The 15,104-nt window shown below is 58.4% G+C and carries 15 protein-coding genes; 6 read left to right on the top strand and 9 right to left on the bottom strand.

All coding sequences use genetic code 11. From position 1 onward, the window contains the following. Both C5J24_RS32215 and kdgR read left to right on the top strand, forming a co-directional pair. A partial coding sequence (locus C5J24_RS32215) for a hypothetical protein (protein WP_205836981.1) occupies positions 1-258 on the top strand: 258 nt, incomplete at its 5' end. A gap of 86 nt (positions 259-344) precedes the next feature. Next, the gene (gene kdgR, locus C5J24_RS27780; RefSeq protein ID WP_105422586.1) at positions 345-1,139 is read left to right on the top strand and encodes a DNA-binding transcriptional regulator KdgR; all 795 of its coding nucleotides are present in this window, start codon (positions 345-347) and stop codon (positions 1,137-1,139) included. Between the two features lie 47 nt (positions 1,140-1,186). On the opposite strand, the gene C5J24_RS27775 is transcribed toward kdgR, so the two are convergent. After that, positions 1,187-1,948, bottom strand: a complete 762-nt coding sequence (locus C5J24_RS27775) for an SDR family oxidoreductase (protein WP_105422584.1) — start codon at positions 1,946-1,948, stop codon at positions 1,187-1,189. 340 nt (positions 1,949-2,288) lie between these two features. Here C5J24_RS27775 and C5J24_RS27765 point away from each other — a divergent pair, with 340 nt between their 5' ends. Beyond that, positions 2,289-3,176, top strand: a complete 888-nt coding sequence (locus tag C5J24_RS27765) for an AraC family transcriptional regulator (protein ID WP_205412841.1) — start codon at positions 2,289-2,291, stop codon at positions 3,174-3,176. Between the two features lie 37 nt (positions 3,177-3,213). On the opposite strand, the gene C5J24_RS27760 is transcribed toward C5J24_RS27765, so the two are convergent. The 5 genes from C5J24_RS27760 to C5J24_RS27740 form a co-directional block, all read right to left on the bottom strand. Next, the gene (locus C5J24_RS27760) at positions 3,214-4,293 is read right to left on the bottom strand and encodes a glycine betaine/L-proline ABC transporter ATP-binding protein (RefSeq protein ID WP_105404251.1); all 1,080 of its coding nucleotides are present in this window, start codon (positions 4,291-4,293) and stop codon (positions 3,214-3,216) included. Continuing rightward, positions 4,286-5,173 (bottom strand): proline/glycine betaine ABC transporter permease, encoded by an 888-nt coding sequence (locus C5J24_RS27755; protein WP_105404252.1) that lies wholly within the window; start codon positions 5,171-5,173, stop codon positions 4,286-4,288. Before C5J24_RS27755 ends, C5J24_RS27760 begins: the two co-directional genes overlap by 8 nt. 99 nt (positions 5,174-5,272) lie before the next feature. Next, entirely contained in the window at positions 5,273-6,274 is a 1,002-nt protein-coding gene (locus C5J24_RS27750; RefSeq protein WP_105422580.1) for an ABC transporter substrate-binding protein, read from the bottom strand. Positions 6,275-6,332: 58 nt separating this feature from the next. Next, positions 6,333-7,112 carry a pyrroline-5-carboxylate reductase gene (locus C5J24_RS27745; RefSeq protein WP_105422578.1) on the bottom strand — a complete coding sequence of 260 codons (780 nt, stop codon included), beginning with the start codon at positions 7,110-7,112 and terminating at the stop codon, positions 6,333-6,335. Between the two features lie 37 nt (positions 7,113-7,149). After that, positions 7,150-7,779, bottom strand: coding sequence for a TetR/AcrR family transcriptional regulator (locus C5J24_RS27740; protein ID WP_046669143.1), 630 nt, complete (start codon positions 7,777-7,779; stop codon positions 7,150-7,152). 144 nt (positions 7,780-7,923) lie between these two features. Between C5J24_RS27740 and C5J24_RS27735 the strand changes: the two genes are divergently transcribed. Then, positions 7,924-9,960, top strand: a complete 2,037-nt coding sequence (locus C5J24_RS27735) for an NADH:flavin oxidoreductase (RefSeq protein ID WP_105422576.1) — start codon at positions 7,924-7,926, stop codon at positions 9,958-9,960. Between the two features lie 3 nt (positions 9,961-9,963). Further along, positions 9,964-10,569 carry a dimethylsulfonioproprionate lyase family protein gene (locus C5J24_RS27730; protein ID WP_105422574.1) on the top strand — a complete coding sequence of 202 codons (606 nt, stop codon included), beginning with the start codon at positions 9,964-9,966 and terminating at the stop codon, positions 10,567-10,569. Between the two features lie 50 nt (positions 10,570-10,619). Here the strand turns inward: C5J24_RS27730 and C5J24_RS27725 are convergent, their stop codons facing one another. Together C5J24_RS27725 and C5J24_RS27720 are read right to left on the bottom strand one after the other, a co-directional pair. Further along, positions 10,620-11,705 (bottom strand): hybrid-cluster NAD(P)-dependent oxidoreductase, encoded by a 1,086-nt coding sequence (locus tag C5J24_RS27725; RefSeq protein WP_105422572.1) that lies wholly within the window; start codon positions 11,703-11,705, stop codon positions 10,620-10,622. Further along, on the bottom strand, positions 11,695-12,948 hold the full coding sequence (locus C5J24_RS27720) for an SRPBCC family protein (RefSeq protein WP_105422570.1): 1,254 nt from the start codon (positions 12,946-12,948) through the stop codon (positions 11,695-11,697). The genes C5J24_RS27725 and C5J24_RS27720 overlap by 11 nt, the downstream gene beginning before the upstream one ends. 110 nt (positions 12,949-13,058) lie before the next feature. Between C5J24_RS27720 and C5J24_RS27715 the strand changes: the two genes are divergently transcribed. After that, complete coding sequence (locus C5J24_RS27715; protein WP_105422568.1) at positions 13,059-13,946, top strand: LysR substrate-binding domain-containing protein; 888 nt, start codon at positions 13,059-13,061, stop codon at positions 13,944-13,946. A 223-nt stretch (positions 13,947-14,169) separates the two neighbouring features. Here C5J24_RS27715 and C5J24_RS27710 read toward each other — a convergent pair whose 3' ends face one another. After that, the gene (locus tag C5J24_RS27710) at positions 14,170-15,078 is read right to left on the bottom strand and encodes an AraC family transcriptional regulator (protein ID WP_105404259.1); all 909 of its coding nucleotides are present in this window, start codon (positions 15,076-15,078) and stop codon (positions 14,170-14,172) included. Between the last annotated feature and the right edge of the window lie 26 nt (positions 15,079-15,104).

Genomic DNA, 15,104 nt, shown 5'->3' with positions numbered 1-15,104 from the left:
GCCCTTGGTGTCGATAACCCGGCCGTCATCGAGGCGCAGGAGGAATTCGCCGGTGCGATCCTCGATATGGACAAGGTTGTCGATCAGCCGATCGATGAGACCACACACGTCATTGCGCTCAATCAGGTGTTGCTTTTGCCGCAGCAGCGGATGCATGCCGCCGTCCTCCCAAAAATATTCGGAACGCTATTCCGGATTTTAGGAAATCACACTCCTTGCGGCTTTTCAACTGTGTTTTTTTGTGCATTCTTCCGCTGAGGCGGGGCCTGCCCACGCCCATCCTTCATCTTGACACAGGTTTCTGCAAATTCCAGAATGAGATTTCGAAAAAAATAGAACATGCTATGTCAGAGCTGAGTCCAAAAACCGAAAATGTCGCCGCCGTTCTCAAGGTCTTCGCCGTGATGGAGGCGTTGGTCGAGGGAAAGAAGGTGAGTCTGGCCGATCTCGCTCAACGAGCCATGACGTCGAAGACCACGGCGCATCGGCTGCTGCAGACCATGGTTGAACTCGGCTATGTGGAGCAGGATGCGGAGACGGAGAAATACGGACTGACGCTGAAGCTGTTCAGCCTCGGCGCGCGATCGCTGACCGAGCAGACGGATCTGCTGCGTGTGGCGGACCAGGCGATGGGAAAGCTTTCCAGGGTGACTGGCGAGTCCGTCAATCTGGGCATTCTCGATGATCGCGACCAGAAGGTCGTCTACATTCACAAATACGATTCCGCCTACAGTCTCTCGATGAAATCGACGCTCGGACTGCGTAATCCGCTGCACAGCACCTCGCTCGGGAAGGCGCTTCTTGCCTGGCGGGATGACGACGAAATCCGGGAGCGGATCAACAAGATGGAACTGACCAAGCTCGCGCCGCGCACCATCACCGATCCGCAGGAACTGTTTGCCCAGCTGCGGATGGCCCGCAGTCGTGGTTTTGCCGAAGAGGTGGAGGAGAGCGAGGCGGGCGTGCGATGCATGGCGGCGCCGATCTTCAACTACCTTGGAAAACCGATTGCTGCGCTGTCGATTTCCTTTCCGATGTTCCGCTTCGATGAAAGCCGGAAATCCGAATATGTCGATCTCCTGCGCACGGCAGGGCTCACCGCCTCCGCCGGGCTCGGTTACCAACCCGCAAAGAACTAATGCCTGGGGGCCTCAACGCCCACCGGACATTGCGGAAGCGAGGCGGCTCAAAGAGCCGCCAGGATGCCGCCATCGACATAGAGCACCTGGCCGTTGACGAAATCCGATGCCGGAGAGGCCAGAAAGATCGCCGCACCGGAAAGTTCCTCCGGCTGGCCCCAGCGAGCGGCGGGCGTGCGGTTCTTCACGAAGGCGTCGAATGCCGGATCGTCGATCAGCGCGCGGTTCATCTCGGTCGCGAAATAGCCAGGGCCGATGCCGTTGACCTGAATGTTGTGACGGGCGAGTTCCGTCGCCATGCCGCGGGTCAGCATCTTCAGCGCGCCCTTCATTGTCGTGTAGGGCACGACGGTCTTGCGGCCGACCTCGCTCATCAGCGAGCAGATGTTGATGATCTTGCCGCCACCGCGCTCGATCATCCCAGGCAGAACCGCTTGCGAGGGAAACACCGCGCCCATCACGTGGGTGTCGAACATCCGCCGCCAGGTTTCGGCGCTATGCTCGAGGAAGGGTGCACGGATCTGAATGCCGGCATTGTTGACGAGGATATCGACCGCATCGATGCCGGCGAACGCGGCCTCGGTCTCGTCGGCGTCGGTGATGTCGCAGACCAGCCCGGAGGCCTCGTACCCCTCCGTCTTCAATTGGTTCACTGCCGCGGAAAGCGTCGCCTCGTCGCGCCCGTTCAGCGTGACCCGGGATCCGGCGGACGCGAGTCCGCGTGCCATGGCAAGGCCGAGGCCGCGGCTCGAACCAGTGAGGACGGCATGGCGCCCACTCAGATCGAAAAGTGGATGTCGGACGTTCATCGAAATTTCTCCCGCATGGCCTGAATACCGGGAAGGGTATCCATAAGATAATCGTGACGAGGACCAAGGCGCTGGATCAGATCGCGGCGATGCTGGCTGACCACGATCGTGAGATCTATCCCCTATGACCGGGTGAGGTGGAGGCCGGATGATGTCCTTTGTCAAGACGGAGGGTGCCGCCGTGGCGGGCAGTGCGCTTTGCGGTGCGGACCTTTACTATCTGCCCGGAGCCTTTATATACCTGACGCCGATTGTCATATTAGACTGCCTGAGCAAGTTGGTCGCGACGCCTTGGTGGCGGGTATGATGTTCTAATGGCAGATGGTGAAGGAATCCGGCGTTGAGTTATTGGCATTCCATGGCTTGGCATACGGAGGGGATAAGGGTTGTCGCTCCGGTCAAGTGGCGTCGTTTCGACGGGTTGGTCAGTGTCTTCTGGGAAGCGGAAAGCCAGTCTGGCGCCACGGGCTATTATTTGGCGGACGACCCGCGCATCATGATTTTCTTCAACGACGTATCGTCTCGAATTCGCGTGTCGAACCGAGACGGATCGCAGCACTCCCGTCCGATGACCCGCGCCGTTTATGTTCCCGCCGGCGTTCCCATGTGGACCAGCAGCGAAACCAAGCACCGCTTTTCCCACCTCAACCTGCATATGCACAGGGATCGGTTGCTCCGGTTCCTGTCGCCCTCGGTTGGGGCCTCCGCCGCCTTGGCCGCGGTGCGCCGGCCGGTGGAGCTTCAGGATGTCGGTGCCATCGAGACGCTGGCGGGTTTGCTGGTCGACGAGATATCCAGTCCGTCAAAGCACGCGGTCTATGGCGAAAGCCTCGTGGGCAGCATCGTCGCCGGTCTTCTCGACATACCCGACCATGAAACCGAAAAAGCCAATGGCAGGCTGACCCAGGCACAGATGAACAAGCTGGTGTCACGCATCGACGGCTTGAGCGACTGCCGCCTGACGGTTGCCGAAATGGCTGCCACCGTCGGCCTTTCGGAAAGCTGGTTTGCCAACGTATTCAAGCAGACCACCGGTAAAACGCCGCTGCAGTGGCAACTCGCCAGGCGCATCGACCTGGCGAAAAGGCTGCTCGTCGAAAGCGATCTGGCCGTCGCGGAGATAGCGGCCCAGCTTGGCTTCACCGACCAGGCCCATTTGACCAAGGCGTTCAGGCAGATTGCCGGCGATACGCCTGCCGCCTGGCGCCGGATGCGGCAGATCTGCTGATCGTGGCAAAGCCCCATCGACCTCCCAGCTTCTTCCGTCACGCGACGATCGCCGGCGCGTCGAAAGACCGGTGCTCGACCTCACGGGAATTGACCATAGCCCCTGCCAGCAGCCGGAAGCTCACGGTTCCAACCGGCTTGCCTGACGGGTCAACAACGGTCACGTCGCCATCAGGTGCAGAGACCAGCGCCCGTATCGCTTCTTCGATCGTGACATTTGCCGGAATGGTGGGCTGCTCACCCCCGGTCCGGGAACGCAAGGGAGCCATGATCGCTTCGACCTGCACGACCCGTCCGCGGTTCACTTCTTTGACGAAATTGGCCACATATTGATCCGCCGGCCTCAGGACGATGTCCTGGCTTGTACCTTGCTGTATGACCTCGCCGTCGCGCAGGATGGCGATTTGGTCTCCCAGCCGGAGAGCCTCGTCGAGATCATGTGTGATGAACACGATCGTTTTCTTGATCTCGTTCTGAATATCGAGAAGAACCGACTGCATGTCCATGCGGATGAGCGGGTCGAGTGCGGAATAGGCTTCGTCCATCAGCAGGACAGGCGCATCGTTCGACAATGCGCGGGCAAGTCCGACGCGCTGCTGCATCCCGCCAGACAGTTGGTTGGGGTACCTATGCTCGAACCCCTTCAGCCCAACGCGCTCCAGCCACCTCATTGCGACGTCGATCGCTTTGGAGCGGCCGATGCCTTGGACCTCAAGGCCGAAGACGGTGTTGTCGAGCACGCTCCGGTGCGGCAGCAAGGCGAACTTCTGAAAGACCATTGCCGTCTGATGACGCCGAAAGTTTCGCAGTTCGTCCTTGTTCATCTTCACAACGTCCACCCCGTCGACCAGCACTTCACCCGCGGTCGGATCGATCAAGCGGTTGATATGGCGGATGAGCGTGGATTTGCCCGAACCGGACAGGCCCATGATGACCTGAATACAGCCCGACTTGATGTCCAGATTGATATCGCGCAGCCCCAGCACATGGCCATGCGCATCGTTGAGTTCTGTCTTGGTTAGACCGTTGCGAACGGCATCGACATACGCGGCGGGATCGGCACCGAAGATCTTGTAGAGATTGCGGACTGCGATGCCGCCCAAACCTTGCTCAGCCATGGACGATCTCCCGATGTTTCTGGAGCCGCTTGCCATAGGCCTGGCTGACCCGGTCGAAGATTATGGCGATCCCAACGATTGCGAGGCCGTTGAACATGCCGAGGGTAAAATACTGGTTGGCGATTGCCTTCAGCACCGGCTGGCCAAGCCCCTGAACGCCGATCATCGAGGCGACCACCACCATCGCCAGCGCCATCATGATCGTCTGGTTGATCCCCGCCATGATCGTTGGCAGGGCAAGCGGCAGTTGCACCTTGAAAAGCTTCTGGGTCTCCGAGGTGCCGAAGGCGTCGGCAGCCTCCAGGACATCCTTGTCGACGAGGCGGATACCAAGATCGGTCAGCCGGATCATGGGCGGTATGGCGTAGATCACCACGGCGATGAGCCCCGGGACGCGGCCGATGCCCAGCAGCATGACGACCGGAATGAGATAAACGAAACTCGGCATGGTCTGCATCACGTCGAGGATCGGGTTGACGACCCGTTTGACGCCATTCGAACGCGCCATGAGTATGCCTATCGGCAGACCGACGGCAATCGACAGGACGGTGCAGACAAAGATCATCGCGACCGTACGCATCGTGTCGGTCCACATGTCGAAATAACCGATCAGCAGCAGCGTGATCAGACAGCTCAGCACGATTTTGACACTTCGGCTCGCAAACCACGCAATGGTGAGGATGATCGCCGTGATGATCGGCCACGGTGTCTGCGTCATAAAGCGATCGGCCGCCAGCAGAAAACTCTGCAGAGGCGAAAACATGCTTTCGATCGTATCGCCATAGGCGCGGGTGAAAGCCCGAAAACCCTCATCGATCGCTTTCTTCAAGTTACGAAGCGCGTCGTCATCCATATGGGGAAATTTATAAAACCATTCCATTCGGTTCCCTTTCTCTGGAAAGAGCCGTGTGAGGTCTTTTTCTTCTCTTGACGGCAAGCGGAAGGGGCGACGTGTTCGGCACATCGCCCCAAGGGCCTATTAGAGCGCTGCCTCGATTTTCTTGGCGGCGTCCTTGGAAACCCACTTGGTCCAGATATCTTTGTTTTCCTTCAGAAAATGCTTGGCGCCATCCTCGCCGCTGGCCTGATTGTCCGTCATCCATGCCATCAGTTTGCCGATGGTCTGGTTGCTCCAGGACCGCTTTTCGAGATAGGTCATCACCTCGGGTCCTGCTTTTTCCGAAAAGGGCTTGGCGACCAGGGTAACGATCGTGTCGATCGGCCAAGCATTCGGCTTCGGATCCGGGCAATCGGCAACGGTGTTGCAACGCTTCCATTCAGCCGGATCGTTTTTCTCGCCGGCATCAAGTTTCACCATCGGGTATTTGCCGAGCAGCGCCGTCGGCGCCCAGTAGTAGGTAGCAAAGCTCTTCTTCCGCTCATATGCCTTTGCAATAGCACCGTCCAAACCGGCTGCCGATCCGGTGTCGATCAGCGTGAACTTGGCCTTTTCCCCGCCGAACGCCTTGAACAGCTGGGTTGTCACGACGGTGCCACCCCAACCCTGAGGGCCGTTGAGGATTGCGCCTTTGCTTGGGTCTTCCTCGCCTGGGAAGAGTTCGGGATGCTTCAGCAAATCCGGAATGGTCTTGATGTCCGGATGCGCGTCCGAGACATATTTCGGGATCCACCAGCCCTGATTGCCGCCGTCCGGCAGTGGAGATCCAACCTTGACGATCCGGCCCTCCTGCGTGCCCTTCGCGACCAGGTCGGGAAGCAGGTCGATCCAGGCCTCCGGAGCGATATCAGGCTGGCCCTTTTCCGCCATGGAGGTGATGGTCGGCACGGTGTCTCCAACCGTGATCTCTGCTTGGCAGCCGTAACCTTCGTTTAAAATGAACTTGTCCAGATTGGAGATGACCTCCGCGCTTTGCCAATTCATGCTCGCGATCGTGACGCGGCCGCACCCGGCAGCACTTGCCGCCGATGCGCCGGCGAACACTCCGACCAGCACGCAACCCGAAGCCAAAAGCTTATTCATAGTACTGTTCCCTTTTTAGCGGCTGGACGTGGAATGCGGGGCGCCGCGGATGCCCGATTCACAATTGCTTGGGAGCGTCTCCCAAACTCATCGATTTCTCGAGCGCTGCCGTCAGTCCGCAAGCAATGGCTGTTTCGAAACCCGCAGCACGCATTGCCTCGATCGCGACTGCCGTGGTGCCGCGGTAATCGAGGAAGGTCTGCACGATTTCGCTGGGACAGGTCTTACGCATTTCCATGAGACGCCCCGCCCCGATGATAAGCGTGTTAACGGCACGCCTGGCCATCGCGACGGGGATGCCCCGGGACAGGGCATCTCGCATCATCGCGTCGGCAAGAAGCGCCGGAAAGGCGGGGCCTGATCCGGACAGGCCGGTGAAATAGTCCATATCGGTTTCGCTGTGCACTTCATCCTGAACACCGCAGGTCTCGAACAGGGCTCTGACAAATATACGCTCTTCTTCGCTGACCTCAGGCGTCGCGATCCATGGCGTGTAGGATTGGCGGATCTCGACCGCTGCATTCGGCAACGAACGAACGACATAAGCGGTCCGATGACGGTCGCTCAGCGCGTCCAACGGAATGCCTGCCATGACGGAAATCAGCAGCTTGCCTTTCATATCGACGTTGAGGTCACGCCAGTCAGCAGGGCGGACGCAGAGAACGACAACATCCGAGCGGTCGGCAAGGGCCTGATTGTCCAATGTCCAGAAAGCCTCGTCGAAACGATCCGGCCGCTGGTTGCGATAAGAGAGCGACAGGTCCTGTGGCTTGACGAAGCCGGCATCCAGCACCGCGCCGGCAAGGGCGCTGCCCAGCCAGCCGTTGCCGCCGATCACGCCAATTCTCCAACCCCTGCCAGCTTCCACCTTGCTCTCACCCTTGTTTATAGCCGTGCCGCGCGTAGAAGCGATCGAGTTCCCGCTGTTGCGGGATCTGACCGGTATAGATTGCGATATATTCGGGAATGCGCTTCATACGCAGTCCGATATCCTCGGTGGACTGCATGGAGATGTAGCCGATCTGGACCAGGTAGGTTGTTCTCGCGCGCACGTCCGCAGGCTCTTCGTCAAAGCCGAACCGCACGAACATACGGCTCAAAGCGCCTATTCGGGCCAGGTCAGCCTGCTGAACTTCAACCTGGATCTCCGGCGATTGCAATGCCCAACTGCGAATTGCAAACTCGAACTGGGAGTCGAAGAGATCTTTGTTGAGCCAGCAATCGAAGACATTGAGCATCGCTTCCGCAAGGGATTCTGCATATGCTTCGGACTGCTTCACGAGGTTGCCTGTGTTCTTGTCCCTCCAGCGCAATATCAGCGCGCTCAGCAGTTCTTCTCTATCCTTGAAGAACCAATAGAAGCTTGTCCGCGACAGGCCCAGCTTCTTGGCAAGCGGCAGGATCTTTACTGAATCTACGCCGGATTCGAGCAGCGCTTCATAGGCGGCTTCAAGCCAGCCCTCCTGAGAACCACGCCAGCCGCTGTCATTTACCGCCTGTTCCATAGACACTTCCTAACAAACTCCTAATCGCACTTCAAGTAAAATGTACATCAATGTCGACTGCAGGTACGTTGATGTTTTCAGTATTGACACACATGTACATTCCTGCTTAGCCTTACGCGCAAAGGCCATAACCGGAGCCGTCGCATGTCGAACGATCCCCTCCTTCAGCCCTACACACTGAAGCATCTGACCCTACGCAACCGTATCATCGTTACATCGCATGAGCCCGCCTATCCTGAGGACGGCATGCCGAAGGAACGTTACCGAGCCTATACCCTCGAGCGAGCGAGGGGCGGCGTGGCGCTGACAATGACGGCGGGATCGGCAGCGGTGTCGAAAGACAGCCCGCCGGTCTTCAACAACCTGCTTGCCTATAAGGACGAAATCGTTCCGTGGATCCGGGAAATGACCGATGCCGTGCACGAAGAGGGCGCAGCTATCATGATCCAGCTGACCCATCTCGGCCGGCGCACCCGTTGGGACAAGGGCGATTGGTTGCCGGTGGTCGCGCCGTCCCATCATCGTGAAGCGTCGCACCGCTCCTTCCCGAAGAAGATGGAGGATTGGGACATCGGGCGCATTATCAGAGACTTCGCGGACGCAGCCGAGCGCATGAAGGCGGGCGGTATGGATGGTGTCGAGTTGGAGGCATACGGTCACCTGATCGATCAATTCAATTCGCCGCTCACCAACGAACTGGACGGTCCATATGGGGGCTCGCTCGAAAATCGCATGCGTTTCTGTTTCGACGTCTTCAAGGCGATGCGAGCGCGCGTCGGAGACGACTTCATCCTCGGCGTTCGCTACACTGCCGACGAATGTCTCCCCGGAGGTACTGGAAAAGCTGACGGCATCGAGATTTCGCGACGGCTGCGCGACAGTGGCCTGATCGACTATCTGAACGTGATCCGAGGTCACATCGATACGGATGCCGGCCTGACCGACGTCATTCCGATCCAGGGCATGGCGAACTCGCCCCATCTCGATTTTGCCGGAGAAATCCGTGCAGCAACCCAATTTCCGACCTTTCATGCGGCCAAAATCCCGGATGTGGCGACGGCACGGCACGCCATTGCCGCGGGCAAAGTGGACATGGTCGGAATGACCCGCGCCCACATGACGGATCCCCACATCGTTCGCAAAATTATCGAAAAGCGTGAGGAGGACATACGCCCTTGCGTCGGCGCGAATTATTGTCTCGACCGCATCTACCAGGGCGGGATGGCCTTTTGCATCCACAATGCCGCGACGGGTCGCGAGCAGACCATGCCGCATACCATTGCAAAAGCAGACATCCGCAAGAAGGTCGTCATTGTCGGAGCCGGGCCGGCTGGCCTCGAGGCGGCGCGCGTGGCCGCCGAGCGGGGGCATGCGGTCGTGGTTTTCGAGGCGGCCAACAATCCTGGCGGACAGATCCGCCTCACCGCGCAGAGCGAACGCCGCCGCGAGATGATCAGCATCATCGACTGGCGGATGAGCCAATGTGAGAAGCTTGGTGTCACGTTCCATTTCAACAACTGGGCGGACGCCGATATGATCGCGGCTGAAGAGCCCGATGTGGTCATCATCGCAACTGGTGGATTGCCGCATACCGAAGTTCTATCGAAGGGAAATGAGCTCGTCGTCTCCTCCTGGGATATCATTTCGGGTGACGTCAAGCCGGGCACCAATGTGCTCATCTTCGACGATGCCGGCGACCATGCCGGCTTGCAGGCCGCGGAATTCATCGCCAAGACAGGCGCCAAGGTCGAGATCATGACGCCCGACCGTTCCTTCGCGCCGGAGGTCATGGCGATGAACCTTGTTCCCTACATGCGCTCGCTGCAGAAATTCGACGTGACCTTCACCGTCACCTACCGGTTGCAATCGGCCGAAAAGAGCGGCAACCAGATCATTGCCCATGTCGGCAGCGACTACGGCGGTGTTGAAAAGCAACGGACCGTCGACCAGATCGTCGTCAATCACGGTACGATTCCATTGGACGACCTTTATTTCGAGATGAGGCTCGGCTCGAGGAATCTCGGTGAAGTTTCCTACGACCAGCTGATTTCCGGCGTGCCGCAAACGGCCGAGCGCAATCCCGCTGGCACCTACCAGCTCTTTCGGATTGGCGACGCGGTCGCTGCTCGCAACACGCATGCAGCGATCTATGACGCATTGCGGCTTGCCAAGGATATTTGAGCAATGGCCCGCAGCGAAGCCTTGCAGGATTTTCTGAATGCCGCGTTCGTTGCGTTCGACCGGGTTGCCAAGGATTCACGGGCCCGGCAGTCACTCATGCAGATATTTGCGCACCTGCAAACATCGCGGCCGGAGCGGGTGAATATCGCAAAGCGGCTTCCGGTTTGTGGGTTTCATTTGCAGAGTGTCTTGGCTGCAAAGGCGGAGCAATCCTCGTTGAACATCTTGCTCCACCGCTTCGCCGCGCTGGAGACAAAGCTCGAATGGAACTGTCGCTCGACCTATGACAATTCGGCCAGTGCAAATTTCCCGATGAGCCACGCCAATACCATGATCGTCGGGCCGGGCGGCCTCGAGGACCGTTCGGACGTGTGGCTCGGCGCGACCCTGATTGCGCCGAACGTGCGGTATCCGGACCACGATCATGCACCGGAGGAAATCTATCTTGTCCTGTCGGATGGCGAATTCATGCAGGGCGATTCCGGTTGGTTCACGCCCGGCATGGGTGGCTCCTTTTACAATCCACCTGGAATCCGGCACGCGATGCGCTCGGGCGAGGGGCCTCTCTTCGCATTCTGGGCACTTTTACCCGACCAGCGGAAACACTGAGGCAAGGCGATCGATCGTTTCTCCGGTCATCCCTGTAATTGTTTTAAGTCCTACCGATCGACCACGAGGTCACTGAGTGGCTTCGAACAGCACGGCAGGAATAACCCGGCGTCGATCTCTCGCTGGCGGATCCCGCCATTGTGGTTCATGTCGACGGATCCGGACACCAGTTTTGATTTGCAGGTGCCACACACTCCGTTTGAACATGAAGAGGGGAGTTTCACGCCAGCTTTTTTCGCGCAGGACAGGATGGTCTGCTCGCCTGAAACATCGATTTTACGGACCTGCTTGGCAAACTCCACCGTGAACGTTCGCGTGGCTGTTTCTAGGACAACCGGAAGGTCGATGTCGTCGATGACGGCAGCGTCGAAGCTTTCCTCGATATAACGGGACGACGGAACGCCGAGCTCTGCGGCAATCACGCGGGCAGCAGCCATGAATGGGGCTGGGCCGCAGCACATGATGACACGCTCTGCAATGTCAGGTACGGCCAGCTTCATGTAGTCTGCCGAGATGCGCCCGGTAAGGCCAGGCCAATGGGCTTCGCCGGCGGTGATCTCAGGTAGGAAATGCAGGCGGAGCTGCTTTCCTTTATTCGCCAGGCAGGCGAGCTCTTCCCGAAAGATCAGGTCTTTGGGGCTTCGCGCAGCATGCATGAATACGACGTCGATGGGCTCAAAGGTATCCGCCAGTTCGCGGACGATCGACATGACTGGCGTGATCCCCGACCCGCCAGACAGAAGCAGCAGTTTCTTGGCATTGGGCCGGATGAAATGTCCGAGCGGTCCATTGCCCTTCATCGTTGAGCCAGCTGTGACATTGTCATGAAACCAGTTGGAAATCTTACCGCCAGGCACGTGTTTCACGGTGACTGAAAACGCGTTGGCACGCTGCGGCGAGGAGGATATGCTGTAGCAGCGGCTTTCGGGCTCGGCGTCAATCTCGAGATCGAACAGGAAATACTGGCCGGCCTTGAAGGCGAACTTTTTCCCAAGCGAAGACGCGAACGTGAATGTTTTTACATCGTGCGTTTCCTGGTGGACGTCGATGCAAACCAGATCCTCGTCCAAATCCCGGTCCCAGAATTCAGTGTTCTCGATCTGATCGACAGCTGCGAAGGCGCTCCTAGTATCCATGCGCACGCATCCGATCGATGTACCAAGAGGCGAACTTGTCGAGATTCGTCTCTGAGAATGGCGAATAGGGGCCGGGCACATAGGCAGGGTCTTCGACACCGGCATGGGAGCGGGCGACGAGTTCTGCGTCCTGATCCGTGGTCGCCACCCAGACGTTCGTCAACTTCTCAAGATCGTAGTGCACGCCCTCGACGGCGTCCTTGTGAACGAGCCACTTCGTGCGCACCAGCGTCTTGTCGGGCGAAATTGGAATGACTATTGCCACGATGGCGTGGTCACCCATGAAGTGGTTCCAGCTGTTATGGCCCCACAGATGCACATCACCAAGATCCTTGCGGGTCATCGTTCCCAGAAGTTTGGATGAGGCCGCCGTGGCGTCTGGGGTTTGGGATTCGCCCGCACCAGAAATGATAAGGCGCTGCGTCCTGAAATTTGTCTCGCAATCGACGAGTTGTTCGATGGCGGCGGATGGATAGCCGTCTGCTGTCCACTGAAGTGTGCGCTCTTCGTAAAGCGCAAGATGTTCTTCGGCCTGCGCCCTGTCCTCCGGGCTGAGTGTCTCGGGATCGAAACCGAAATCCAGATCGACAAACGAGACGCAAAGCTCCGGGTGGTTTGCCGAACAATGGTAACACTCACGATTGTTCTCCATCGTCAGCTTCCAGTTGCCGTGTTCGATCACATCGGTTTCAAATGCGACTATGGAATTGCGAATATCGTAGGGTGCCAGGCGCTCGGTCATCGCCAACTCGAGGCGAGCAATATCCTTCGGCGGATTGTCGGCAAGGCAGACATAGATGAGGCCGCCGATCGACTTGAAGGTCACAGGCTTCAGGCTATGGCATTTTTTGTCGAAGTTCTTGCCCATATGGGGTGCATAGCTCAATTCCCCGCTGAGTTCGTATGTCCAGGTGTGATAGGGACAGACCAGCTTCGAGACGATCGTCTTGCCGGGATTGAGGAGGCGCGAGCCCCTGTGGCGACAGACGTTATGCACGACGCGGATTTCGCCGTCATCGTCGCGCAGCAGGATCAGGCTGGTTTTGCCGATGTCGATAACCGCAGCGTCGCCGGGCTCGGGCACGTCGCATTCAAGTCCGACGCAGATCCAGTGCCGACGAAAGAAGACGTCGACATCGGCTTCGAACACGTCTGACCGGGTATACAGGCCGGCTGGAAGAGCATGCCCGTCGGCACGCGCGTCCAAAAGTGAAGAGATCGAGGACGCAAGTTTGTTCAGCATGAAGAACCTCTTTGCCTGCTTTCAGGCAAGGTGCGCTTGCCATGCAATCGGTTCAACGGCATAAATTGTTACGTTGGCATAATGAAAAGTAATGGATTGAGGGCGGGAGCATGCAGTTTCGTAGACGACTCCCATCCTTGACCGCGCTGCTGATGCTTGAAGCAGTTTTGCGCAGAAAGAGCTTTACTGCGGCCGCGACCGAACTTGGCGTCACACAGGCGGCCGTAAGCAGGCAGATTGCTTTGCTTGAGGAAGAACTGGGGCAGCCAATGTTCGTGCGAAAACATCGCGCGATCGAACCTACGCCTGCCTGTCGCATTCTGGGGGCGTCGCTGGCGCAGAGCCTTGCCAATATTGCGGAGACGGTCGAGGCGATCAAAACATCCGGCCAGGATGTCGTCACGATCGGCGCGACGATCGCGTTTTCGTCTTTCTGGCTGCTTCCGCGTCTGGCCGACTTCCGTTCCCAAAACCCTGGTATCCAGGTGCGTGTTGTATCCCAGGATGAAAAAATCGATCTCGATAGTGGTGAGATAAACATCGCCATTCGTTATGGAATACCGCCGTTTAACGATGGGACGGTCATTGCTTCAAAAGACGATTTCATAACGCCCGTGTGTTCGCCCGATTATCTCAAACGCAGACAACCAGGCCCTCTATCATCGGCAGACGAGTATATCGAAACTCACAGTTCCGACCCGTTGTGGTTTTCGTGGGCCCAATGGCTTGACCAGATCGGAGCCTCCTTCGATCTCAAGCCATCCCTGAGATTCAGCCATTATACCGAAACGATATTCGCTGCGTGTAATGGCCAGGGAGTCGCACTCGGCTGGGGCGCCCTCGTTCAGGCTTTTCTTGATGCCGGAACGTTGGTCGCGCTGCATGATCTGACGTACAAGGCTGACGGGCGATATAATATCCTGCTGCCACTCAAGGCGCGACGAACGATTGCCAATGACAGAGCCGTTGCCTGGCTCACGGCAGCACTGCACGCATAACCAGCAGTATTGGCACCCGGACCAGTTCCCATGTCGTTCGAGACTCCCATAGGTAGGGTTTTACGCTCTCACCAGCAACGGATGAGATCGGCCCGGCTATCCTCGATCCAGGTCAGCAGCGGCGCCCAGTTGTCCTTGAACTGCGATTTCTCCGAGGGCTTTGAGGCGCCCGGACGGCCTGGTATCCGAAGCTCTCCTACGAGGCGGAAAAATAGGTCGTCGGTCACCGCCGCAGCGTGGTGTCAGCGCCCCTGCCGACGCTCGCATACATGCCGGTCGTGCGGAATTCGGTGGGGTTGGTGCCGTAGGCACGGCGAAAGACCTTGGAGAAGTAGTTGGCGTCCCGGAAGCCGGAGCGGATTGCCACCTCCTTCACCGGCATGCTGTCGGTCTTGGTCAAAAGCTTGATGGCGCGCTCCAGGCGTTTTTGCAGAACGAACTCGGCCGGAGGAACGCCTTCGCTGGCGGCGAAGATGCGCGAGAAATGCGCTCGGCTGAGACCCGCGACCTTGGCCAGCTCCTCGACCGGCAGCGGATGTTCGAGATTGCTCACGATGTGGCCGATGACATGCTGCATCGTCCGGTATTCTTCGCTGAAGATGGGATGCGAACCGAAGACGTCGTCATAGAGCGCCATGGCCGCTTCGTAGGCGATGGCCGATGCGCGGCCCGGGGTCTCCGCGCCATCGATGAGACGCAGGCTGCAATCGGCCAGATGCTCGATGGTGCGCGGCTGCAGCTTGAGGATCGGGCCTGTCACCGCGAGAACGGCGCGGTGAATGCGAAGCGCTTCGTCGCCATTCATCGAGATCCAGAAGAACTCCCATCGGCCGCCATCCTCCAGCCAATAGCGATGGTTATGCGGGACGAGAACCAACAGGGTTTCGCCCTCCTTCACCCGCAGCTCCCGGTTGTCGTATCTGAGGTTGCCGGCGCCGCCGATCGTGTGCTGAAGCACAGTGAACGGCGTTTGGCCGCGCTTGCGCCCATCCCAATCATAGGTTGCATCCGTGCGGATTTCATAGCCCGTGCTGGTCGGCATCGTGTGCAAAGTCTGTCGGCCCCGCGGCAACGAAACGGTCCGCATGACCGGCCCCCGCTCGATTAATTCCTGCAGCATAGAATTACCCATGAAAGCATAATCCTTCTCTGGCGGCC

It is taken from the genome of Neorhizobium sp. T25_27 (genome assembly GCF_002968565.1).
Taxonomy (GTDB): Bacteria; Pseudomonadota; Alphaproteobacteria; order Rhizobiales; family Rhizobiaceae; genus Neorhizobium; species Neorhizobium tomejilense.
The sequence above is the reverse complement of the archived record's forward strand: the minus strand, read 5'-3'. Positions and strand labels throughout refer to the sequence as shown.